Source organism: Pseudomonas fluorescens, from assembly GCF_001307275.1.
Lineage (GTDB): Bacteria > Pseudomonadota > Gammaproteobacteria > Pseudomonadales > Pseudomonadaceae > Aquipseudomonas > Aquipseudomonas fluorescens_AA.
The window spans coordinates 5,991,232-6,016,973 of sequence record NZ_CP012831.1 but is presented as its reverse complement, the minus strand read 5'-3'; the positions used below and the strand labels follow the sequence as shown (position 1 = coordinate 6,016,973).

At 62.2% G+C, this 25,742-nt stretch carries 6 protein-coding genes; 4 read left to right on the top strand and 2 right to left on the bottom strand.

Annotated elements, in window-relative coordinates:
• Window positions 1-4 precede the first annotated feature (4 nt).
• Complete coding sequence (locus tag AO356_RS26510) at window positions 5-541, bottom strand: c-type cytochrome (protein WP_160320221.1); 537 nt, start codon at window positions 539-541, stop codon at window positions 5-7.
• 37 nt (window positions 542-578) lie between these two features.
• Window positions 579-10,613 carry a non-ribosomal peptide synthetase gene (locus AO356_RS26505; protein WP_060742313.1) on the bottom strand — a complete coding sequence of 3,345 codons (10,035 nt, stop codon included), beginning with the start codon at window positions 10,611-10,613 and terminating at the stop codon, window positions 579-581.
• Between the two features lie 363 nt (window positions 10,614-10,976).
• Between AO356_RS26505 and AO356_RS26500 the strand changes: the two genes are divergently transcribed.
• From AO356_RS26500 to AO356_RS26485, 4 genes are all read left to right on the top strand, one after another.
• Window positions 10,977-11,354, top strand: a complete 378-nt coding sequence (locus AO356_RS26500; protein WP_060742312.1) for a VOC family protein — start codon at window positions 10,977-10,979, stop codon at window positions 11,352-11,354.
• Window positions 11,355-11,434: 80 nt separating this feature from the next.
• Entirely contained in the window at window positions 11,435-18,088 is a 6,654-nt protein-coding gene (locus AO356_RS26495; RefSeq protein ID WP_203225765.1) for a MupA/Atu3671 family FMN-dependent luciferase-like monooxygenase, read from the top strand.
• Window positions 18,089-18,100: 12 nt separating this feature from the next.
• Window positions 18,101-24,196: a non-ribosomal peptide synthetase gene (locus AO356_RS26490; protein ID WP_060742311.1), complete on the top strand. Its 6,096-nt coding sequence runs from the start codon at window positions 18,101-18,103 to the stop codon at window positions 24,194-24,196.
• A 15-nt stretch (window positions 24,197-24,211) separates the two neighbouring features.
• Window positions 24,212-25,522: an NAD(P)/FAD-dependent oxidoreductase gene (locus AO356_RS26485; RefSeq protein WP_060742310.1), complete on the top strand. Its 1,311-nt coding sequence runs from the start codon at window positions 24,212-24,214 to the stop codon at window positions 25,520-25,522.
• The last annotated feature ends 220 nt before the right edge of the window (window positions 25,523-25,742 follow it).

Below are 25,742 nucleotides of genomic sequence, written 5' to 3'. Positions count from 1 at the left end.
CGCTTCACTCTTTTCCTTTGTTTGACGCGGCCATGAAATCGAGCACCGCGGCCAGGTTTGCGGTCGTCAGCGCGGAGAGACTTTCGCGCATGCCGTCCGGCATGGGTCGGGTTCCAAAGACGAAATCGCGCAGCGCGTTGACGAGGTAGGTGCGGTTCTGTCCAATCAGCAGCGGACTCGCGTCGAGATGCTCGTGGCACGCCGCGCAATGCGTCCGGTATTGGCTCTCCCCTTCGGGCGCGGCCTCTGCAGGTTTATCGGTGGCCTGTTTCAGCGACGAAGGTCGGGCCGAAAGGTAATCCACGATCTCATCCAGCTCCGCAGGCGAGTACCCGGACGAGAGCCGCGGCATGACCTTCGCATCAGAACCGGGGTGGCGAAACATCTCCAGGCGATTGCGCAGAAATTCGCGCTTCTGCCCCACGATGGAGGGAATCGCCAGGTTATGACCCAGCGCCGTATCGTGACAGGCGGTGCAGTCCTTCGACAGGTATGCGCCGCTCTGGGCACGGGCACCCGACATGACAAGAAGCAGCAACACACCCACCGACCATCCGGCATGTCGACATCTTTGAAATCTAACCATTGGGCACGCCATCCTCGACTCTCTCTTGTAACATCGCTTCGATGCGTTGTTGCAGTGCGCGACGGTCAACCTTGCCGTTGTCGCTCAACGTAATGCCCAGGTTGCTGTGCCAATGGCGCGGAACCATGACCTCGGGTAAGCGTTCGGCACAATGCTGGCGGATCGACTCGATCGATACGCCGTCCTCGTGCTCCACCACCGCGTGCAGCGTCAAACCGCCACGGTCCTTGAGAGGCACCACCACGGCGCGTGCAACACCGGGATACGTCAGTACGGCATGCTCGACTTCCTTGCACTCGATACGGTGGCCGGCGATCTTGATCTGCGAGTCCATCCGCCCCAGTAATTCGATCACACCGTCGGCGCGATAGCGGGCCAGGTCACCGGTCCGGTAGCGGCGTTCACCGGTTCGCCCATCGATAAAAAAAGCCCGCTCGGTGAGCGCCGGGCGCTGCCAGTAACCGTCGCTCAGACTCGCACCGGAGATGGTCAGCTCGCCCGCCACGCCATCGGGGCAAGGCTCGTCGAACACATCCACGATGTCGCAACGCTGACCTCGCAATGGCCTGCCGTAGGGAATGCTGGTCCAGTCCTCCTGGACAGTCGTCACCGGGAACGAGACGGACCAGATGCCCGCCTCGGTGGCGCCACCCAGCGAGAGCAGCCGCGCTCCAGGCGCGAGTTCGCGTAACAGGCCAGGCAAATGCAGTGAGATCCAATCGCCGCTCAGCATTACCCAACGCAAATCGAGGGTGCCTATGCGATCCGTCTTGCCCTTGCCGTAGTCGGCAAGCATTTCAAACAGAGCGGGAGCCGTATTCCAGATCGTGACGCCGTGTCGGCGGCAAAGCGTCCACCAGGCCTGTGGATTCATCCGGTCGGAGGCGTCAGGCAGTACCAGCGCACCGCCCACCATCAACGGACCCAGCATGTCGAACACGGATAGATCGAAGCCTGGATCGGATAATCCAAATACACGACTGCCGGGATTCATGCGCAGGCGTGCGCAGACGTCGCGCAGTGTGTTGGCGACCGCACCGCGCCGCATCATTACCCCCTTGGGTGTGCCGCTGCTGCCTGAGGTGAACATCACATAGGCAAGCAGCGCAGGATCCGAAGCCATGGACATGGACGGGAGCGGTGCCCGTGGATCTTCCTGCGTCGGCACCGACAGTGTCCGTACGAGGGACAGCCTCGAACTCCACCCGGCGACCTCCTCATCGGCAAACACATGGTCGATGCCATAGCTGTCGATCACGTCAATCACGCGCGCGCGGGGCCAGCGCAACGACAGCGGTACGTAGGCGACACCTGCCATCTGCGTGGCGAGCACTGCAACCACATAGCGCCAGCCCGGCTCAAGATGAATCGCCACGCTGGAGGCATGGGGTGCGTCAGTCTTCAGGTCCAGTGCCACGCGCCGGGCGCGGGTCCACAGCTCGCCGTACGAGAGCGTCCTGTCGGCCGCGATAACGGCGGGAGCATCGGGTGATGCGCCGCAGTGCATGTCGATGTCCGCGAGGTAATCCTGAATGGACACGTCGGTCTGCCCGTCAGCCTGCCGACGGGCCTGCTGCGCCCGTGGCAGCTGCACCCCGCAGCCCTCTCCGAGCCCTTCGGTACCCGCCTGCGCGATCAACGCCTCGACCAGCGCCCGGTATGCGGCGAACATGTCGTCGACCATGCCGGCCGGAAATCGCTCGTCTACAACGTCCCAATGCAGCCGCAGCTTTCCGGCTTCGCCGACGACCTGATTATCAAGCCACACGCCGGCTGTTCGGGTGACGCGGTAGCGCTCGACAGAGCCCTCGGGAAACATGGCCGAGCCATCATCCCCTTGGGCGATGTAAGTGAATACGTAGCGCATCGCATCCACAACCCGCAATTGCGATTGCGTAGCGCGCGCCATGTCGATGCCATCGAACGCGCGATGGTCCAACCCGTCCTGCAGCCGAGCATGCAACGCACGGGCGAATTCGATAAAGGAGCTGGGGCGCTCACCGTCAATCTCCATCCAGAGCACTGAGGTGAAATCCCCGACCACACCATTGACCTCTGGATGCACGAACGGGCGATCGAACAAGGTCAGTGTCAGCGAGAATGCCTTCTTCAGCGACCAGCGTTGCAGTACCGCAGCGAACACAGCCAACAGCAAACTGCTCGCTTGAAGACCCGCACGCAGGGCCAACGACTCCAGCGCCTGTTTCTGCAAAGGGTCGAGTACCATATCGAGTCGTCGCACCGCCAGGGAGCCAGGCAGACGCCCACGAACCGGTAAGTCCGGTGCGCCCGAGAAACAGCCCATGCGCTCGCTCCAATAATGCCGCGCCGCCTCTCGCGCGGCCGGGTTTTCATGGGCTCGCGTGTATTCGAGTACGTCGCGAAAGGAGATCGACAGAGGCGCTAGCTCGGTGGCCGGATTGGCGTAGAGCGTCCAGAGTTCACGAGCGATGATGCCCATGCTCCATGCATCCGCGTATAGCAGATCGAGCTTCACGGCGAGCATGGCCTCGCCGTCGGGCAGTCGGAACACCTGCAGCAGGAACGGCTCGTCGCGGTTGCCAAAAGGCGTGAAGGCATGCTGCTCGCGCCACCGCAGCAATACCGCTTCACGGGTCTGCGGCGCCAGTTCCGACAGGTCATGGCATTCAATGTGGTAGACACCTGCATCGCGCACCGACAGCAGGCCGCTCGCATCGAGGCGCGCGCGCAGCATGCCATGACGCTCGATCAGGCGATTCCATGCGGCCTCAAGCCGATGCGTTTCGAGTCGCGGGATCACCCATTCCTGATAGATATGGGTGCTTCCACCCTCCGGTCCCTCTCGGTGCCGTGCGACCCAATAAGCCTGCTGCAGCGCAGTCGGCAGGAAAGGCTGCGATTGCATCCCGGGATCGGATTCGATCTTCCCGTTCTCGATCGGCGCAATGCCACGCTGGGCCTCGATCAATCGGGCCTGTGCACGCAATTGACCGGTTGCCTGCAATTGCGCGATGCTCAGGCGGCAGCCGAACGCTCTTTCGATGGTGCCTGCCAGTTGGAGCACCAGCAGCGAGTGCCCGCCCAGTTCATCGAAGTGGCTGTCAGCATGGACGCTCGCGCTCGGCAACAGCTCACGCCACAGTCCGGCCAACCGGTTCTCGATGTCGCCCTGGAGTTCGACGCGCACCATGTCCGACAACAAGATACCGGTGCCGGCGAGTGCAAGACGATCGATCTTGCCCGCCAGAGTCAGCGGCATACGCTCGACCAGCCACAGCCGGGCGGGCCGCTCTTCGGGCAGCAACTGCAAGCGCAACGCGGGCCATAGCTGCTTTGAATCGGCCTCGGCGCGGCACTGCACGAAGGCTGACAACCCGTCGGCGCTGTCGACCAGAGCCGCGCGCAACACAGGCGCCAGGCGCTCCAGGCGCGTTTCGAGATCGTCAAGATCAATACGCACCCCCCGTACTTTGATCTGTCGATCCGAGCGCCCCACGATTTCGAGCCCGCAACGTCCGTGTCGCGCGACATCACCGGTCCGGAACAGACGGGTATCGTTGGCGTCCAGCGGCCATGGGTTCGGCACAAAACGAATGGCGGTCAGCCCCGGCTGGTGCAAGTAGCCATGAGCCAGGGCCGGGCCACTGACGTAAAGCTCCCCCATACACCCGGGACGCACAGGCTGCAGGTTCTCGTCGAGCAGATGCAGACCCACGTTGCACAGCGCCTCCCCTGCTGGAACGACTGAAGGTTCGTCCGGGCGCGCCTGCCAATCACCGAGTTCGAAGACACTGACGTCGGCCGACACCTCCGAAGAGCCGTAGACGTTCAACCACCTGACGGCAGGCAACAGCGCACGTGCACGTTCCATCAACGCAACTTTCAACGGTTCCCCGCTGAGCGACACCTGCCGTAGTGCGAGCGCGTCACGCCCCGGGTCCGCCTTGATCCGAGCAAGGATAGGCTCCAGCAAAGTGGGGACGACAACGAGGTGAGTCACATGCCAACGCCACAACAGCTGGGCGATCCGTGCCGGGTCGCGGCTCTCGGCATCATCGGCGATGACCAGTGTCGCCCCCGCGCACAAGGGGCCAAAGTTCTCCCAGAACACATCGACAAAGCTCGCAGGCGTACGCGACAGCAAGACATCGCCCGGGTGGAGCGGATGATTGCGCAATTGCCAGGCCAGACGGTTCGCCAGCCCCTTGCACGTATTGAGCACCCCTTTGGGCGTCCCCATGCTGCCTGAAGTGAAAATCAGGTAAGCAGGTAGATTGGCCGATGGTGCCCAGGGACCGATCGGCAGGTCATCGGGCCAGGTCGCAGTTTCGACGTTGGTGATTACCGGCCCGCGCCAATCGGACAGGCGTTCTTCGCTGATCGCCGTGTCCGTGATGACAAATCGTGGTCGCCCCTGCCGTAGCATCATCTGGACTCGACCTTCAGGCAGGTACGGATCAATCGGGAGGATCGTCGCGCAGGCTTTCAACACCCCGAGCATCGCCACGACCCAGCGGAACGAGCGCGGCAGCAAAACCGCCACCGTCATGCCGGGCTTGCAGCCTTTGCGCTGTAATTCCAGAGCGACGCACTCCACCGCCCTCGAAAGCTCGCGGTAAGAAAACGCCTGCTGCGCCTCGCGCACAGCGATGCGATCCGCGTGGGCTTGCCATGCCTCCTGGAACAGCTCGCCCAATTCAGGAATGGTTTCGGTGCAACGCAGCGCGCCGTCATTGCTCGATGGCGCGCCAATCGACATCACATCCGCGCTGGTATCGCGCGCGAAAGCCTCTAGCACGCTGTCGAACAGTGCGGCGACCGCCTGCGCATCGGCTTCATCGACGCGCACGCTGTCGAAAGCGATATACAACTGGTAAACACCCGCACCGGAGCAGTCAACCCACAACTTGAACGGATAGTGGGTTTTTTCTTCGCCCGCATACCTCTTCAAACGCAAGGATTTACCGAGGCTTCCTCGTTCCGCTATCTCATGTAGCTTGCGAAACTGGGTGTAGTTGAAGCAGTTGTCGAACAAGGGCACGGACCAGTCACGCTGGATCTCGCTCAGCGGCAGATGCCGATGGACAATGGTTTGTGCTTCCGCCTGGGCGACCCCTGAAAGGTAGTGACGCACCGACATGGCGGTGAGTACCTGCCGGAACGGCAACATGTTCAGGTGCAACCCCAGAACTTCGCTCCCGCCGTCGGTTTCGAGGCGGGTGTGCGTTTCGAGGCCAGTCGTCACCTCGTTCGTACCACACCAGAGCGAAAGCGCTCGCAGATAGCTGGCCAGCAGCACCACTTTCGGCGTGGTGGCACAGCTATTGGCAAGGGCATCGACATGCCGTGCAGCCCCGAATGGCATCTCACGAATCGTGATCTCGGGCCCGCGGCACGCCGCACCGGCTATCCCGCGCGTGAGCGTCGAAGGCACGCAACCCTGCAGACGCTCCCGCCAAAAACCATGCTCTTGACCCGCGGCTATGACCTTACGCTCATGGCGCACATGGTCATGAAACGACAACGAAGGGGCTGGCAGCGACGACGGCACCTGCCCGTCCAGCAGCCCTCCGTAACCGATAAGCAGTTCTGCAAGCAGCGAAGTGGCGCTCCAGCCATCCAGCAAGGCATCGTCGAGCAGTAATACCAAATGCAGCACGTCAGCGTCGGGCAGCGCGAACAGATACGCGGCCCGGCCTACAGGGCAACTGGATTTCAGGTCGACTTCCTCTGCCCACTGACGCACGCTGCGGCCAGACAGATCACCTATGGCCATGGGGGCTTCGACATGGGCATGGACGATCTGCAGCGGCTCGCGAAATTGCGTCAATTCAACCCGTGACCGCAGTACCGGATGCCGTTGCACGCAGTTCGACCAAGCCTGCCTCAACAACGTCTCATCGAGTGGTCCCTCGACATCCACCCAAAGCAGGTCGCGATAAATGGACTGCTCTGCGTACCGTGAGCGGTAGTAAACGATGCCTTTTTGCAGCTCGGACAATGGGAAAGCATCGACTACATCTTCGGCAATGCGGATGCGATCATCGTCATGCAATAAAGAGAACGGTTCTGCGCGTGACACGGCTTCGCTGTGGGCCGCGTTCCAATCCACCTTCTGCGCAAGCTCCGCCAGGGTCTTTGTCTCGTAGAGCAAATCCAGGGAAAGTTGAATCCCCTCCTTGCGAGCATTTTCAATCAATAGCAGGCCACTCAGCGAGTCGCCCCCCAATGAAAAGTAGTTGTCCTGTGCCGCGACTTGATCGTAGCCAAGGTTGGTCGCGACCAGTCGACACAGCAACGCTTCACGTGCGTCGGTGTCCTGCAAGGCCGGCTTGGCCTCGTTAGTCGGTTGTGTGGCGATGCTGCGATAGCGGCAGGCCAGCGCCTCGCTGAAGCGCTCGAGTTCGGGCAAGCTTGTCGATGTGAGCATCACGGCATCGAGCGCGCAATGGTCCAGCAGACGTTCGAGCTGATCGAGCGCCGTCGCCACGGGCAGGCCGCGGGACAACGCCTCGTCCGTTACGGCGCGCGCCCGCAGAAGATGGGCATCGAGCGGGGTAAACGTGACACCCGACATCAACAGCAACACTGCATTGTGCTCATCCGTGATACAGACATCCGCTACCCGCAGCGATGCCGAGGTCTCTCGCACGCACACATAACTGAAGCGGGCCGCCGCGAGCGAGACACTCGCCTGCACACGCTCGAAGGCCACGGGCACCGCGAATGCTCCGGCCTCCATTTGTATCGGCAACAGCGCCACATCCATCACGGCGGGATGCCAGGGCCATTCTCCAAAATCCTGCGCCAGCTGGTCTGTTTGCAGGACCACACGATAGACATTGCCGCAGCGGCTGACGTCTTCGAGGCAACGCCAACGCTCCCCCACCTGCAACCGAGCGGGCACCGAGAACGTACAGGGCTGGGCCTGGGTCGCACAAAACGCCCGAACAAAAGAAGGACAAGTCATTGCCATGACGACATCGAGCGCGCCACCGGGTGTCGCTGTACTGAGCACCACGCCGCTTGAATCGCGGATTTGGACGTCGGTCCCCGCGCAGACGTGCTCTGGCACGCATAGGTGCATGTCCGCCCCCTCGCGCACCAAAGCCGGATTCAGCAACCTGACGTCAACCAGCACACGGGGCAAACCGGCGGCGTCGGCTATTCGCAGGAGCAAGGAGATGTGTGCGGTGCCAGGCAATAGCGCTACACCGTCGACACGGTGCTCGCTCAACAACCAGGAGTGGGCTGGCAGCGTGATGAAGGTGGTGGACTCGTGCCCATCGATGGACGACACCGATGAGTGCACCGCGTCAATCGAGCGCCGTGCCATGCCGGTGTCCAGCCAGGTATCCCAGGCAATCGAGAGCGTGCGCCAGGGCAATGTGCCGGATTGTGCCAGCGCATCCAGATAGGCATTCGCCGAACAATATTCGGCCTGTCCGGGGCCGCCAACCCAGCCGTTGATCGAGCTGAAGAACACCACGAAGTCCAGGGGCACCTCGCTGAACACCCGGGACAACGCCTGTGCGCCGGTGACCTTGGCGGCGCATCGCCGCTGAGCCATTTCGATGTCCTTCGTGCGCAGGCCACCGGCGCCGGCGACACCGGCGCAATGGAAAACCCCCTGAATGTCCTGGAGAGAAATACCTGTATTTTGCGCGATGGATTTAAGCTGGGTGTCGCTTGCCACGTCGGCCTGAACATAGAGGATCGACGTGAATCTCGCCTGAAAGTCGCCCCAGTCCTCCACCGACTCGATTGGACGACGTCCGCACACGATCACGCGCGCGCCGTAATGGGTGCTCAACCACGCGGCAAGCGCCCGCCCAACCCCGCCCGCACCGCCCGTGACCAGATAGGTACCGCCTGTGCGAAGCACCGGTGCGCTCGCGGAGTGCGCAGGCGGTTGGACGATCGAGGAAACGTGCGGCACGAAAATCCGTTCGCCACGCAACGCATAGGCGGCAAACGATCCGGCCATCGGGTCGCCAACTGACTCGGTGGCGATCAACGTGAGCAACGTCGACCATGCATCCACGTCGCGTTGCCGCACGCCTGCGCGGACGTCATACACCCGACAGCCCAAGCCTGTCACTTCCTGCGCAAGCACGCGCGCAGGCCCCCAAATAGCCAGATGGGCTGGCGACGGTGCCACACCGCCAGCGTCAAACAACCCGGCCGTGACCCAGTGAACCCCGACTGGCGGCCAACTCCCGTTGCGCGCACGTGCAATCCCACCGCCGAAACCGAGCGCACAGGCAAGCGTTACGTCGAATGCCGCGGGCATGCCCTCCAGGGCACCCAGGTAGATAATCGTCGAAGGAGGCTGATGCACACGACGCCTCCAGGCGCGATCCCACTGTGCATTGTCTGTAAAGTCAAAGCGGTCGAATACCGGGTGTGCCAGCGTGCCCGTGATTTTCGCCCCGGCATGCAACCAGAGCTCGACTTGGCCGTGAGTACTGAGGCGGCGCAGCAGTTCTGCGGGAGGCGCCACTTCGGCGACCAGGAGAATGCTGCCGAGCGTGCCCTCCGAAGGGTGGCGTCGCTGAGCCTCGGCGCTCCATTGCAGATGGTTGATACGTACGCCTGAGTCGTCTTCGCGCGGCGTTCGCCCTGACGATCGGTATTCGAGGTGCGCTCGCTGAAACGGGTGGCCTGCCGCCCCCCAACCCGTTTCCAGAGGATTCCCGCCATGCTCGTGCTTGCGCGCTTCGAGCCGAGGGGTTTGCTGGACAACCACGTGCGCGTTGGTGCCACCGATACCGAACGAGCTGACGCCCGCATACCGGAGTCGCTCGCAGTCAGCCCAAGACATCGGCCGGTGACAAATGGAAAATCTCGAGCCAGGTCGCGTCGCCGTTTGCGCAGTGGCATGCAAGGTCGCTGGCCACTGGCGATGAAACAAGCTGAGCGCCACCTTGATCAGGCCCGCGATGCCCGCCGCATTGTCGGTATGCCCAAGGTTACCTTTGACAGCCCCCAACAGGCAGGTTGAGGTCCTGGAACCGGGCGTTTCGAACGCTTGCTCCAGGGCCTGCAGCTCGATGCTGTCGCCGACGGTCGTCCCAGTGCCATGTGCCTCTACATAATCGACCGTCTCTCCCGTCATGCCGGCGACGGCATGGGCCATGCGGATCACGTCGACCTGTCCACGCATGCCTGGAGCCGTGAAACCGACCTTGTCGGCTCCATCGTTGTTGATGGCGGAACCACGTATTACCGCATAGATTCGATCACCTGCACGCTGCGCATCCTCGTACCGGCGCAGCAAGACCACCCCGACACCGTCGGTGAAGACCGTACCCGTCGCATCGGGACTGAAAGGCCGGCAAACGCCATCCTGGGCCTCAACGCTTTCAGCATGGTGACGATAGCCGTGGCCCAGCGGGAAGTGCACGCTTGCGCCGCCGGCCAGCGCCATTTCGCAATCACCGTCGAGAATGGCCTGGCAGGCAAGGTGAACGGCCACCAACGAGGTGGAACACGCCGTTTGCACGGTAACGGCCGGCCCGGTCAAACCGAGTTTGTACGCGACCCTGGAGGTCAGCGTGTCCTTATCGTTCGCCAGGCCGGCGCGCCAGCGGTCCGGACCTTGCCATGACTTGGAGTCGGCGTGCACATGGGTTAGCAGATAGGTGTTGAAACCAGACCCGGCGTAGACGCCGATGCGCTCATCCGCCGAACGCTGGCCAATCGCATCCTCGCGTGCGTGCCAACAAGCCTCGAGAAAGACGCGGTGCTGCGGATCGATCAGGGCAGCCTCTTGGGGTGCGTAACCGAAGAAGCCGGCATCGAAACCCAAGGCATCTTCAAGGCTGCCATTCGCTTTCACATAGGCGTGATCGAGCAATGTGTCGGATGGCACGCCGGCCGCCAGCAAGGCTTCGTCCGATAGCATGCGCACACCGCAGCGTTGCTCGAGCAGCATCTGCCAGAACGCTTGAAGGCCGGCGGCACCAGAAAAACGACAAGCCATGCCAACAATTGCGATGGCACCCTTATCGTCAAGTGAATCGTCGTCCCTGGCACTCACCATTCCCCACCCTTCTGAAATCCTTTCCCTGGCAGTTCAGCGCAACATTGCCCCCGCACAAGCGGGACGGCATGCTGTCATTTCAATACGACATTATCCTATTCCAAATGATAACGATAATGGTAATTGCATGACGACTCCGTCTTAAAGATACTCCGATCCACCTCTTGTACGGAAGGACGTGATGATCCATGCTTTGCCCTGTGACACACACGCAAGCTTGGGTCTGATCTGAGCAACGAGCGGCACGCCAATGCGAATTCTTGGATCAAATGGAATGGTTCAACTGAAGACTGATAGTCGGTCAAGCACTTCTTCGAGCGCTTCCCGACTCAGCTTATCTTCTCTTCGTTCAAGGAAAATACCATGACAGCCAGAATGTCTCGGTTGATTATCTATGTGCGGGATGTCGCGCTGCTCAAGGCTTTTTACCAGCAGCACTTCGGGCTTTCCATCATCACCGAGGAAATCGAGAACGAGTGGGTCGTCTTCGATGCGGGCGGCGTGGAGCTGGCGCTGCACCTCGTCGGCCCCGCCTTTCGCACGCCGCCCTCGCAAGACCATTGCGGGCCCAATACGAAGATCGTCTTCACAGTCCCTGCCAATCTGGAAAAACATCGGGAGACGCTTGCCGCCGCCGGTGTTGCCGTGCAGGCGCTCAAGCGCTATGACGGATTCGCCTATTCGATGTACGACGGCGCCGACCCCGAGGGCAACATCTTTCAAGTCATGCAGCTCGACTGAATGAACGTACTGGCGGCAGACAGAAGCTGCACGCTCCAGGTCGTCAGCGACCGCCTCAGCTAGGTATGGCGATACCGGACATGCACACCGAAGCGCTGGATGCGCGCACCGTGGAAACATTACCCCTGACCCTGGGGCAACGCCGGCTTTGGGGGCTGACGCAACGGTATCCGCTTGATCCCGCCTATCACCATCTCAGTGCGTTACGGCTATCGGGCCCACTCGACGAGACAGCGCTTGCGGTCTGCCTGCGGCAGGCCATGGCTCGGCACGACAGTCTGCGCATGCGTTTCCCCTGCGTAGACGGCAAGCCGGTCGCACGCATAGAACCCAACGCCGAGCTGGCATGGCAGCGGCATGACCTGAGCGCGCTGGGCGTCCGCGCGCGGCAGTTCGCCGTGACACGGTGCGCTCGGCAGGAAGCGCGCCGTCCTTTCGATCTTGAGCATGGCCCACTGATGCGAGCCAGCCTGCTCACGCTGGAACCGGGAAACGCCATCCTGCTGCTGGTTTTCCACCACATGGTGATGGACGGTTGGTCGTTGGGCATCCTGATTACAGAGATCGCGGCCGCCTATGTCGCATACACTTCGGGCGAAACCGGATCGCCACAGGCTACGCCAGCAGCACCACCCTATCGCATCGGCGACTATGTCGCTGACGCATTGGATGCGACGAGACAGCCCGCCTATCTGGCATCGCTGGCCTATTGGAAGAAGCATCTGGACGGGCTACGGTGGACACGTCTTCCGTCCAACGGCGAGGCGTACCGTCTTCGGCCGCAGTCGCGGCGCGGACGCACGCTCAAGCACCGCTTCGACGGCATCATGGCCTCGCTCGATGCCTCGGCCCGCGCACTGCGCGTCACGCGCTACCAACTGATGCTCGCCGCATTCCTGCGATTTCTTGCGTGCCGCAGCGGCGACAACGACATCGCCATTGCCACCCTGCTCGCCAACCGCAACGAACGACAGCGGCAACGCCTTGTCGGCTATCTCGCCAATACCGTGATCGTGCGCCACCGCTGCGCAGCGGATGAAACGGTAGCCGACTTCGTCACAAGCGTCGTGGCGACTTTGCGCGACCTGATGCGCCACGGCGAGGTGTCGCTCTACAGCATCGCCCACGAAGCGCCGCAAACGGTCAGTGAGTCGCCGTCAATATTGTTCGCACTGCAGAACAATCCGCTGCCACCCTTGCAACTTGGCGAAGTGGAAATGGCCATGCTGGATGTGGACACTGGCATCGCTAAATTCGATCTGAGCGTCTATCTCGCCGAAGATTCCGACGGCATCGACCTCTGGATCGAGTACGACAGCGGACTCTACAACGAGGCGGCCATCGAATCGTTCGCCGAGGGCCTGGGCAGTATGCTCATACAGCTATGCCAAGCACTTGACGACCCGACCACCCCCATCGGCCAACTGATGCCCGACAACGTGCCTCTGGCCGTGCTCGAAGGACCGGGTCCGAGTGCGGGCGACTGCGCATCGCCACTGGATGCACTGCTTGATCAGGCCACACTAAGGCCCGATGACCTGGCACTGGACGCTGGTAACGGGACGACGCTTACGTTCTCGCAGATGCTTGGCGGCATCCGAGCGATCGCGATCGGTCTCGATCGCCTGGGCGCCCGCCCAGGTGATCGGGTCGTCATCCTGGGCGACCGCAACCAGGCGACACTGTGCGCAATCTGGGCTTGCCTCGCGCGCGGCCTGACGTACGTGCCACTGGCGCCAGACCTCCCTCCCGCCAAGCTGAGATTCATTCTCGACGACGCGGCGGCCCATTGGCGGCTTGCCGATGACACGGCCCGAAATCTTCCAGGCGAATGGCAAGATCTCTCGCTCTGGCTGGCCGACGCCTACTCATTGCCACCGTATGACTCGGCTCCACTGCCTCTTGACGCCGGCCTGCCGGCCTACCTGCTTTATACCTCCGGCTCAACGGGAAACCCCAAGGGCGTACTCGTGACACGTGGTAATCTGGAGGCCTTCTGCAGCGCGATGGACCAGCTCGTGCCACGCACGTCCTGCGATGTGTGGCTTGCGGTTTCCAGCCTTTCCTTCGATATCTCGATCCTGGAACTGCTGTGGTCCATGAGCCGCGGCTTCCTGGTCAGGATCGGATCGCTCGCCGAGCTGTGCAATGCTCCACCGCACTCCATACCCGACGGAACAGGTCCATTGCCCGCACTGGGCCTGTTCTATTTTGGCTCGACCGACGACTACACGCCGTCCGATCATCTGGCGCTGCTACAGCAGACCGCACAGTGGGGCGACCGCAACGGTTTCGACACCCTGTGGACACCGGAACGACACTTCACCGCATTTGGAGGCTTCTTCTCCAATCCCGCGCTGACAGCCACCCACCTTGCCGCCCTGACGCAGCGTATCGCGATCCGGGCGGGCAGCGTGATAGGGCCGCTGCAGCATACTGTCCGACTGGCCGAGGACTGGGCCGCGGTTTCCCGTTTTTCAGGCGGTCGCGCGGGCCTCTCGCTCGCATCCGGGTGGAACCCGGCCGACTTCGTTCTCGCCCACCGCCCTATTTCGCAACGCGCGGATACGCGCTTTGAACAATTGCACGATTTACGCAGGTTATGGAAAAGCCAATCGGTCCCGTTCCATGATCCCGAGGGCCGCTACTTCGAAGCCCGCATTGCGCTAGCGCCACTGGCCGACATCCCGCTGTCGATGACGGTATCGAACCGCCCCGATCAGTTCGAGGCGGCGGCCGAACAAGGCCTGGATGTCCTTACACACCTGCTGGAGCAGGACATTGAGCAACTGGCCCGCAATATCGAATGCTACCGGCGGGCATGGCACGCGTTCCACGGCGATGACGGACCACCAGGTCGGGTCGTACTGATGCTGCACACGTATGTTGGCGTGAACGACGCCGAGGCTGTCGCGGTGGCGCAACCGCTGCTTGCACGCTACCTCGCCGGCGCACGTGATGCACTGCGCAGTCTGGCTCCCGACCTGGAGGTGCACGCACAAGACCCACTGATCGAGACCGCCACACGGCGACTCATCGCCGACCGGAGTCTGGTCTGCGGCCCATGCACGGCCATGCAGCGATTGCAGCGTCTGCATCGCCTTGGCGTGGACGAGGTGGCCTGCCTGATCGATTTCGGACTACCCCTCGACGTCGTCAACACCGGCCTGGAGCAACTCGCGGCGGCGCGCAACGCGAACCACCATCCGCCTACAGACCTTGCGCCAAGCCCGCCAGCAACGCATCTGCAATGCACACCGTCAGCCGCCCGGCTGCTGCTTCAACGTGGCGGGCGGTTGCCGCCCGCTCTTGAGCGGCTGGCCTTCTGGGCAGTCGGCGGCGAAGCGTTGGACGATGGTCTGTTACGGCAAATGCGCATGGCTTGCAATGCCCCATTGGCAAACCTCTATGGCCCCACCGAAGCAACAATCTGGGCCACCTGTGCCAGCATTGCCGCGCGGCGCAGCGGCCCGGTGAGCATCGGCACGCCTTTGGTTGGCGTCCAGGTCTACGTACTGGATGACAGGCTCTGCCCGGTACCCCATGGTGTCGAAGGTCAGGTGTACATTGCCGGCGTCGGCATCGCACAGGGCTATTGGCGCAAGCCGGTACAGACCGCGACGTCCTTTGTCCCCGATCCTTTCGGACCGGTAGGCGGCAGGCTCTACGCCACCGGCGACCGTGCCCGCATCGATACTGCCGGCCAACTGGTGTTCATGGGACGTCAAGACACGCAATTCAAGATCAACGGGCACCGAGTCGAACTGTCGGCGATGCGCGATGCGCTCGTACGGCATACGGCGATCACCGATGCGTACGTACTCGCATGCAGACTGGACGGGACGCAAGCGGCGCCGACCATCGCCGCCTTCGTGGTACCCCGCGGCGAAGTCGACGACACGCTCGACCAGAGGTTACTGGCCCACCTGGCAGACCAATGGGAGGTCGGCACCCTGCCCCGCGACATCATCTGCATTCCCGAAATCCCGTTGACGTCGAGCCAGAAAGTGGATGCCCTGCGACTCGAAGCGCTCCTGCGTGAAGTGCGGGCCCAGGAGATGTCTTCTCGGCACCCTGTATTAGCCAGTGCGGCTGAACGCGCAGGCTTCGAAACGCTGCTCGGCCTGTGGCACGAGGCTCTACCCCGGTTCGATGGCCATGGGAACTTCCATGACGCCGGCGGTAATTCGCTGATCGCCTTGCAACTGTTGGGACGGGCCAATGCGCACTTCGGCGTCGAAATCACGCTGCGCGATTTTTATAGTGCGCCCACGCTCGCTGGCCACTACCGCGCGCTGCATGCAGCCAAGGCCGGTCCACAGGGAACGGCGTTGGTGCGCGTTCCTCGCGAGAAGGAATATCCGGTCTCATCCGCACAGCGGGCGATGCTGATCCTGCATGACCGTGGCGAAACACAGGCCTACCACGATCACATCGTATTGACTATCCAAGGCCCCCTCTCGGCCCACGCCTTGAAACAGGCCTTCGAAGCACTCTTGCAGCGCCACCGCATTTTCACTACGGCATACCGCTTCCAGCAAGGCGACTACCTGCAGCGTTGGCGTGAGGACATCGCTGCGGATTTCCGTACCGCAGTGATAAATGACGAACCGATGGAGCCCTTGCTGCGAGCCTTCGCCGACGAAGCCTTTGACCTCGAAAGCGGTCGGGTCATCCGCGCATTGCTGCTGCGTACGCAAGCCAATGCACACAGTTTCTGTCTTGTCTTGCACCATATCGTCAGCGATGGCACGACCTTGCGTCTGGTGCTGGGCGAATTGCTGCGGGACTACAGACGTATCCAGGCGGGAGAAAAGATCCAACCGACTGAGGCGAAGTGGCAATACGTGGACTTCTCCGACTGGCAGTCCCGACATCTGGCTGCACGCCGTGAGGTCCTGGCCGCCTTCTGGCACGAACAGGCGATCCACTGCCGCGCCGCATCTGACGACGATGTCCCTGCCAAAACGTTGCCGCGGAACGCGCCGCCGGCGGGTCATATGCGCATCTCCATTGCGGGCGCGCCAGCCCAGGTGGTCGACCTCCTGACCGCACGCCACCGTGTCGGCGAGCTGAGTGTATTGATCGCCGCGTTGTGCCTGGCGATGGAGGACCCCACCACCCACCGGCCGGTGACCGTCGCCACTGACGCGCGCAACCGTGAGCGCCCCGAATTCGAGCAGGTCGCCGGGATGATGGTGAATCAATTGATACTGCCGATTCGCCTGCCTGACAGGGGTGACGTCGATGACATGATTCAAGCCTGCCAGCGCCAATTGACCGATGCGTTCAGCCATCAGGCATATCCCTACGAATGGTTCGTGGCGGCGTGGCGCAAGTCGAGGCAGACCCATCTGCCGCCACACTTCGATGTGAAATTCGTTCTCAACGATAAGCGCGCGCCCTTCGAAGATGAATCCATGCTTGTCATCCATGAGCAGGTGCTCCCACCCAGCGTGGCCAAATTTGACATCCTGATCAATCTGCAGCGCGATGCAGACAGCTACTCAGGCAGCCTGGCATTCAATACAGCTCGCCATTCAGAGCAAGCCATGCAGCGGCTTTGGGATGATTTCGTCACGGTACTCGCGCGGCTTGCACGAATGGATGATATCCAAGAGGAACGGCTGGCACTGGTCGCGAGGCGAGCCGAACGCTTGGAACCGAGGAATGACGCGATGGGCATCGCACCGGCGGTACGGGCGCCATCGCCAGCACAAGCGAGCGCGCTGCTCGCGCAGCTGCAGAATGCGCGCCGCAAGCCGGCCGGGGCGTCGAGTGCAGCGCTGCATTTCATTGCGCCCGATGCGCACTGCCCGGTACCGCGTATCGAGCCACTTCGGCGCAACGTCTCGCTCGCCACGGCAGCGATCCAAGCACGCACGGAGTTGACTGCGCAGCTGCGGCGTTACGGCGCGGTGTTGGCCAAGGGTTTTGCAGGGCTTTGCGCACAAGAACTGGGCCGTCTGGCGACGGGGCTGTGCGGCGAACTTGTCAGCTACACGGAACGCTCCACGCCGCGTACGAGGCTCAGCGAAAATCTCTACAGCGCAACCGAGCACCCGGGACACCAGCGCATCGACCTGCACAACGAGAATTCCTACGCCCACCAATGGCCGGGCACGCTGTTCTTCTGGTGTGTATCCCCCGCGCCATCGGGCGGAGAAAATCTGCTCGCGGATTCGCGTGCAGTACTGGCCCGGTTGCCGCACACACTACGGGAAAGATTCGAAAAGCACGGCGTACTTTACCAGCGTGAACTCGGTCCGCCGTTGGGCATGCCATGGCAGTACGTGTTCCAGTGCGAGCAACGCGAAGAAGTCGATGCCATCTGCCGAGACGCAGGTTACCGGGTCAACTGGCATTCGGAAGCGAACCTGAGCCTGTCGCGCGTCGCCGACGCCGTCAGCAAGCACCCCGTCACGGGCGAGGCCTCTTGGTTCAACCATGCGCTGTTCTTCCACGAAACCAGCCTGGACAACGCGGTGCGCCGTTCAATCCGAGACTTGTACGGCGATGGCTACCTGCCAAACCGCTCTTTTTTCGGCGACGGCTCACCGATTGGAAATGACGAACTCACGCAGCTACGCGCCGCTTACGCACAATGCGAACGCCAGCTGCTGCTCGAAAAGGACGATGTCCTGATCGTCGACAACCTACTGATGGCGCACGGACGTTGCGCCTACGAGGGGACTCGCGATGTCAGGCTGATGATGGGGCAAACGATCCGCTAGCACGGAGCTTCAATGAACAATGTGATCGCCAATGATGTTAAGAGCGTTCTCGAAGACGTATCGCAGGGTTATCCGCTGTCGCCGCAACAACAAGCGACCTGGACGCGAGAACGGCAACCGCAACGCTACGTTGCCAGCCTGCAGCTGTGCGGAAAGTTGAACCGTGAGCGCTTGCTCGAGGCGTTCAACCACGTGGCGCAGCGATATGAAATTCTGCGCACGGTACTGCCTGTACCGGCAGAGGGAGCCGAGCCGGTACAACAGGTTTGCGCGCACGAGCCGCTTTCAGCCTTGCCGGAACACCTGCCGACGCTCGCGCAGCAGCCCTTCTGTATCGCCATGCGCGACACGGATGGCGGCTGCGTGCTCGAACTGGGCGTCAGCGCCTGGAGCGTGGATCATTGGTCGATGACGAGCGTGCTCGACCGGCTCTCTGACAGTTATCTGAACGTGGCCCTGCCAGATTCAAGCCTCGTGCTCCAATACGCGGATTTGTCCGAGGGCTACCGTGGGCTGCTGTCTGACTCACAAGGCAGCCGCTACTGGGCAGGCAGAGGGATTGGCGCCCCCGACGAAGCGCCACCGGCCACCCCCAGGGAAACCGAGCAAAGCGCCACACTGCACTGCGCCTCGGCAGCGAACGACACCTGGCTGTTCGCACGCTGGGTGTTGTTCCTGTCCCGTTGGACGCGCCATGGACGTGTCGTGACAGACTACCTGGCACCCGGCGCTCGCTTTACCCAGGAAGCCGATCTGATCGGCCCCATCGGCCGCATGCTTAGACTGGCGTTCAATGTCGATTGGACCATCGACTCCGAGAAGGCAACCGCCGCCATAGCCGAACAGACCGAGATGGATTTGTCATACACAGATCATTTCGATGGATCCACCGAGCACGCGAAAGGCGCTCCACGCTTCCTGTTCGTGCCGACCTGCGCACTCCCCCACGTTTTCGCCGGCATGGCCGTGGAAAAAGCCGTGCTTGCCCCGCCCCCATCAGCCGCCACGCTACAGCTTGAGGTGACCGCCCCCGGTAGGCTTCGCCTGACCGGGCGAGGCCTGCCCCCTGCACAATTCGAAGCCGTGATAAGCGATCTGAACCAGCTCTTTCGGTTTCCCGACCCTCAGGCGAACACCCACTTCGGCGCACGCCAGTGGAGTGCACTCACCCACGCCCCGTTGACCGGTGGCGCTGATATCGGCGCAGCGGTGGGCCGATGGGCATCTCAATACCCACAGCGGCCGGCACTGATTGGCCAGGATGCAACGTTATCGTATGCCGAGCTGGAGCACTCCATCCGCGCAGCCGCTGCTTCACTGCGTGCCCGCGGTGTCAGCCCAGGGCACACGGTGGCGCTGCAAACCCCGCGGGGGCCAGCCTGGATCATATGGTGGCTCGCCGTCTGGCGGGTGGGTGGTACGTTGCTGCCCCTCACGGCCGAATCTCCTCCCGAACGCACGGCCGACTGGTGCCGACGTGCGGGCGTTTACCTGCTTGTCTCAACCATCCAGAAACCCGAAATGGCCGCAGACCTGCCCCCCGTGCTGGTGCCGCCCCCACAACCAGCCCTGGCTTCGGACGACGATACCGGCAGCGCGTACGTCCCGCATCCGTCCGAGCCCGCCTACATCCTTTTCACTTCGGGCTCGACTGGAGCACCCAAGGCTTCGGCCATCAGCCACGGCGCACTGGCTGCCTATCTCGGCTGGGCAAGTCCACGCTACGCCAGCGACAAACGAGGCGGCACCCTGGTGCATTCAGAACTCGGCTTCGACTTCACCCAGACCTGCCTCTGGCTGCCACTGCTCGCAGGAGAAACGATCCGCTTCGCACCGGAGCCCCTATCGCTGGACAAGCTGTACAGCATGCTGCTGACCGAGCCCACCTTGTCGTTCATCAAGCTGACGCCAGCCCACCTGCAAGGCATCGCAGCGCTGGAGTCACTGGTGCCACGGCCACTGCGCTGGCCTGACCATGTAGTCGTCGGGGGCGCGGCGCTGTCCGGCGGCATGTTGCCCGGTTCGCTGTGCCGCTCGCCGTCAATCGTGCACAACGAATACGGACCGACGGAAGCGACGGTCGGTTGCTGCGTACACAGCGAACCTGCAGACGTGCTGTCACAGGGGCCCGTATCCATTGGCTCGGCAACACCGCAAACTGCGCTATTCGCTCTCGATGCACACTTGCGGCAGGTTGCGCCAGGCGAAGACGGCGAGCTTTATATCGCCGGTGCGCAACTGGCCATGGGCTACGTGGGCAACCCGCGCGAGACGGCCCAACGCTTCCTGCCCCATCCCCACGCGGATCACCCCGGAGAGCGAATCTATCGGACCGGGGACAGAGTACGGCGCACCGATCATTCCCATTATGTATTCCTCGGCCGACTCGACGACATGATCAAGCGCAACGGCGTGCGCATTGAGCCCGGTCATATCAGCGCACAGATGCTGCGACATCCTGCCGTCTCTGGTTGCCACACTTTCGCCCAGCAGGGCCCAGGCCAGATACAGCCGGCCATCATCTGTGCGGTCACCCTCAGCGCTGCGGTCGAGACGCGCTCGCTGCACGCCTGGCTGGCGACCCAATTACCGGCGCTCATGCTTCCCAACCGAATCATAACGATCGAAAAATTGCCGTGCACGCCACAGGGCAAGGTCGATGAACGGCAGTTGCTGGCCGGTCTCTGCCAAGAGAACAGCGCCGACAACGAACGCCTCGCCGAAGGGCTCGAGTCGAAACTGGGTGCCATCTGGAGCAAAGTCCTCGGCGTGCCGGACCTGGCTCCATCGAGCCATTTCTTCGCCGAGGGTGGCGACTCGATCCGTGCCATCACTGTTGCCGTGGAGGCGCGCAAGCAAGGGGTGATGCTCTCGGTGGAACACCTGTTCGAGCATCCGGTGTTGCGGGATCTTGCCGTGGCGGCGGCCGTCCTGGAGGTGTCGCACGTGCCGCCGCTCCCAGCCGCGGTACCGCACCACGATGCGCTGCCTCCCGGCATCGAAGATACGTTCCCGATCTCTTACCTGCAGATGGGCATGATCTTCCAGAATGAGCTGGACGGTCGCTACCACGACATCTTCAGCTACCGGCTCGGCATGCAACTGGACGAACACTGCCTGCTGGAGGCCGCGCGGCGTCTCGTCGCGCGACATCCGGGCCTGCGCACCAGCTTCGACATTGCCCGCGACGGCAGCGCCGTGCAGCACGTCTGGTCACAGGGCCCGGATGTGCTCCACTGCGAGGACCTGTCGACACGTTCGCCAGACGAGCAGCAGCGCACAATTGCACAATGGATAGACCTGGAGCGTGAACGCGGCTTCGACGTGCGTAAACTGCCATTGCTGCGCCTGCAGGTGCATCGACTGGATGACCAGACGATCCAATTCACCGTCAGTTTCCATCACGCGATCATGGATGGCTGGAGTGACCAACAGATCCATGCGGAGCTTTTCGCCGACTATCGTGCCCTGGTCGAGAAACGACAGGACACCATCGAGCCTCCGCCCGGACGGTACCGCGACTTCATCGCAGCCGAACTGGCCGCCCTGCACTCCCAACAGACGCGCGCTTTCTGGCGCGACTACCTGTCCGGCGCCAGCCCCACGCGGTTGGCACCGGTGGCTGTCGCAAGGTTGGAGACAGGAACACGGGATTCCCACTGGAACCATTCGGTGACCTTGCCGGAGCGACTCTGCACACAACTGCAGGCCGCGGCGCGCCAATCCAGCGAGCCCATGGCCGTACTGCTGAACGGTGCCCACCTGGTGGCACTGCGCCTGCTTACAGGCCATCGGGAGATCCTCTCCTGCAGCGTCGCCAACGTGCGTTTGGACGAGGAAGCCGCAGAGCGCACAGTCGGTCTCTACATCAACACCCTGCCGGTGCGCGCCACCATCGGCAACGAGACCTGGCGCACACTGGTCTGCCGTATCGGCCAACAACAGCGCGAGGCCTTCGGCTTCCGACGGCTGCCGTTCTCCGAGATCCAACGGGAAGCGGGTGTGGAACGGCTGTCCGAGTCGCTGTTCTATTTCACCAACTTCCACAACCGTATCCCGGCCACCTCCACGCTCGTGCAGCACGACCGATTCGCCCACGAAGTCACGAGCTTCCCATTGACCGCAAGCTTTAACATTGAGCCAACAACCGGCTTGATTTCCTACAACCTTGCCTTCGACGCACGTCGTTTCAGCCAGGCACGCGCGGACCAGGCTGCGCAGTGCTACCAAGCGGCCCTGGACGCGCTCGCCAACGACATCGACGCGCCGCTACCCACCCTGCACAAACTGCCGCAGTTGCGAAGCTCGGTGCTGATCGCCCGTGAGATGACCACCGCAAGCCAGGCGGCAAACGTGCTGGAGCTTTTCGACGAGCAAGTCCGACTTGGCCCCAACGCAACAGCCGTACGCGACAAGGACGGCATTCTCAGCTACCGAGAGCTGGGTCTGCGGTCCATGACACTGGCATCGGCATTTTCGGCGAGGGGAATGGGGCCTGGCAGTGTGGTGGGGATCATGCTGCCACGTACCGCTGACCTGCCCTTGGCGATACTTGGCGTGCTGCGGGCAGGCGCCTGCTTTGTCGTGCTGGATGCAGACGATCCACCGGCCCGCTTCGCCCACGTGCTCGCAGACACAGCACTTGTCGTTTGCAGCGAAGCCAGTGCCCACCTGATCCCCTCACAAGCCTGGGTAAGCCTGCGCACACTTGAAGAGCAGGCCCCATCGTCACCTGGGCCTTTGGGCATAAGGATTGATCCGGCGCTTCCCGCCTACCGCATGTACACATCCGGATCAACGGGTACGCCCAAGTGTGTCGAGATTAGCCATGCCAGCTATGCAAACGTACTCAGGCATTTCCGAGACCTGCTACGCACCAGGCCAGGTGACAGAGTCATGCTCACGTCCGCGCTCAGCTTCGACATCAGCCTGCTCGAACTTGGCCTTCCCCTCGCGAGCGGTGCGATGCTGCACGTGCTGACCCGTGAACAAGCGCTGGACCCCAACGCTTACCAGATGGCGGAACACACCACGGGCAATACCGTCATTCAAGCAACACCGTCACTTTGGTCCGCACTTCGCCTGCGAGGATGGCCGCGCACACCACGGAGCCAAGTGCTGGTGGGTGGAGAGGCGCTGCCCGCTCATCTCGGCAACTGGCTATGCGAGGTAGCAGACGAGGCATGGAACGTCTATGGCCCCACTGAAACCACCATCTGGTCGACGGCGGCACGCCTGGAACCGGACAAGCACACCATTGGCACGCCGATCGCAGCGACACGCTGCTACCTGCTGGATGACCAGTTGGATCCCGTACCACAAGGGAGCGTTGGCCTACTTTACATTGGTGGCGCTGGCGTAAGCCTGGGCTATGCAGGCGCACCAGCCATGACGGCGTTGACCTTCCTGCCCGATGAGGCCGGTGCGCGCATGTACTGTACTGGAGACAACGCCTTGCTCGATGAAACGGGCGCGCTGGTCTTTCTCGGGCGCAACGATCGTCAAATCAAGATCGCCGGACACCGGCTGGAGTTGGAGGAAGTGGAGGCGCGGCTATTGGCCCATCCGGACATCGCCGAAGCCGTCGTGGTCCAGCATCCGGCACTCGACGAGCGGCTGGTGGCTTATCTCGTGAGCCACGGCGGCGAGGACAACATCCCGGATCTCGAGCTGCGGAACTGGTTGTCCGCACATCTGCCGCCCTATGCGCTACCGCGCGCCTACCTATGGTTGAAGGAGCTGCCGCGCACCCTCAACGGCAAACTCGACCGCCGTGCGCTGCCTGCGCCGTCCCAGGGGCGACCGACCCTGAGCGCGCGTTATGCCGCGCCTGAAAACCCGCTCGAGCAGGTGCTGCAACGTATCTGGTGCAAGGTCCTGAAGGTCGATCAAATCGGCGTGGACGACAGTTTCATTGAGCTGGGCGGCTATTCGCTGACGTCCATCCGCATCATTGCGCAAGTCCGCGAGTTGTTCGATGTACAAATCGGTGCATCGGCACTCTTCAAAACACCGACCATCCGCCAACTCGCGCAACAGTTACAGGACGACGCTCCAGCGTCAGCACAGCTCGAGGCCAAGGCCGAGATTCTTCTTTCCATTCTCTGAGTCTTCCAACCGAACATGACCACATCATTGCACTTCAGTCGCCGTACCTTTCTCGCCTCGATCCTCGGCAGCATCGCGGCCAACTTTGCCTATGCCAGCACGCCGCTCACGGGTGCCGGCATGCGGGTGGGAATTGTCGGTGCCGGCGTCAGCGGCCTGATGGCCGCGCGCTACTTGCTGGAGCTCATGCCCAACGTAAACATCACCGTGTTGGAAAGCGGTCGGGACTACCACGCTTGCTTCAAGTCGAACGAGGCCCTGGCGGGCCTGCGGCCCGAAAGTGACTTGCGCTTCGATTATGCGAACTGGGCGAACCGCGTGCGCTGGATTCAGGACAAGGTCACTGGCATCGAACCTGGCAAGATACTCACGCAGCGCAATGGCACGCAGGCCTTCGATAAAATCATCATCGCCACCGGTGTGCAGTTCCGCTACGAGGAGATCGAGGGCTTATCCGAAGAGAATTCCCTGAAGGTTCCCCACGCCTGGGGCGGCGAGCCGCAGTTTACGGCCCTCAAGTCACAGCTCAGCAACATCCCGGACAACGGCGTGGTCGTGATCACGCCGCCTGCCGGCACTTATAAGTGCCCACCCGGTCCCTATGAACGTGCGAGTCTCGTGGCGCACTATCTGCGCACCCACAAGCCCAAGGCAAAACTCATCATCGCGGACGCCAACGAGAGTTTCTCCAAGCAGCCGCTCTTCCAGCAGGGCTGGGAGCGTCTCTACGGCTTCGGCACGTCGAACAGCCTGATCGAACGGATCAGTGGCGCCCATGGCGGCAAAGTTGTCAGCGTCGATGTGCAGCGCAGACACGTTAAGCTCGAAAGCGGCGACACCATTGCCGCCGACATTTGCAACCTGATCCCACCCCAGCATGCAGGGACCATGCTGACACGCTCAAACCTGACAAATGAGAGCGGATGGTGCCCAGTGGACAAGGCCACCATGGAGTCGACACTGATGAAGCACGTGTACGTTGTCGGCGACGCTTGCGATGCCGCAACCATGCCGAAATCCGCTTTCTCTGCGACGTCCCAAGCCAAAGTCTGCGCATTTGCAATCGCGACCGAAGCCGCGGGCAATCCATCGCCATCCCCCCATTACATGAACGCTTGCTTCAGCCTGCTGGAGCCCGGCTACGGCATCTCGATCGCCCACCAATACGGGCTGGACAGGTCCAACAATCGTATTATCCAGATGTCTGGAGGGCTGACGGCGCTAGAGGCGTCGCAGGATGACCTGTCACGGGAAGCGTTGTTTTCCGAGGACTGGTTTCAAACGCTCACGCGACAGCTATTTGGCCCCGGTGATCCGTTGGTCTAGAAAGTCTCAGGGTTGCCAGGGACAACACTTCTGATGTTGAAAGTGCCCGCGCTCGCCTGCTGCCGGAACAACTGATTGTCCAGGCCGACGGCGCAGCGCTGGGCTGCCCCCGGCACCTTCCACTCCGCAGCGGATGCGATGCACGGTTTTCTCATCGATCGCCTCCCTGTCAGATCCTGTAATAAATAGTCTCGTATGAAGTACTGGAAACCGTTGTAGG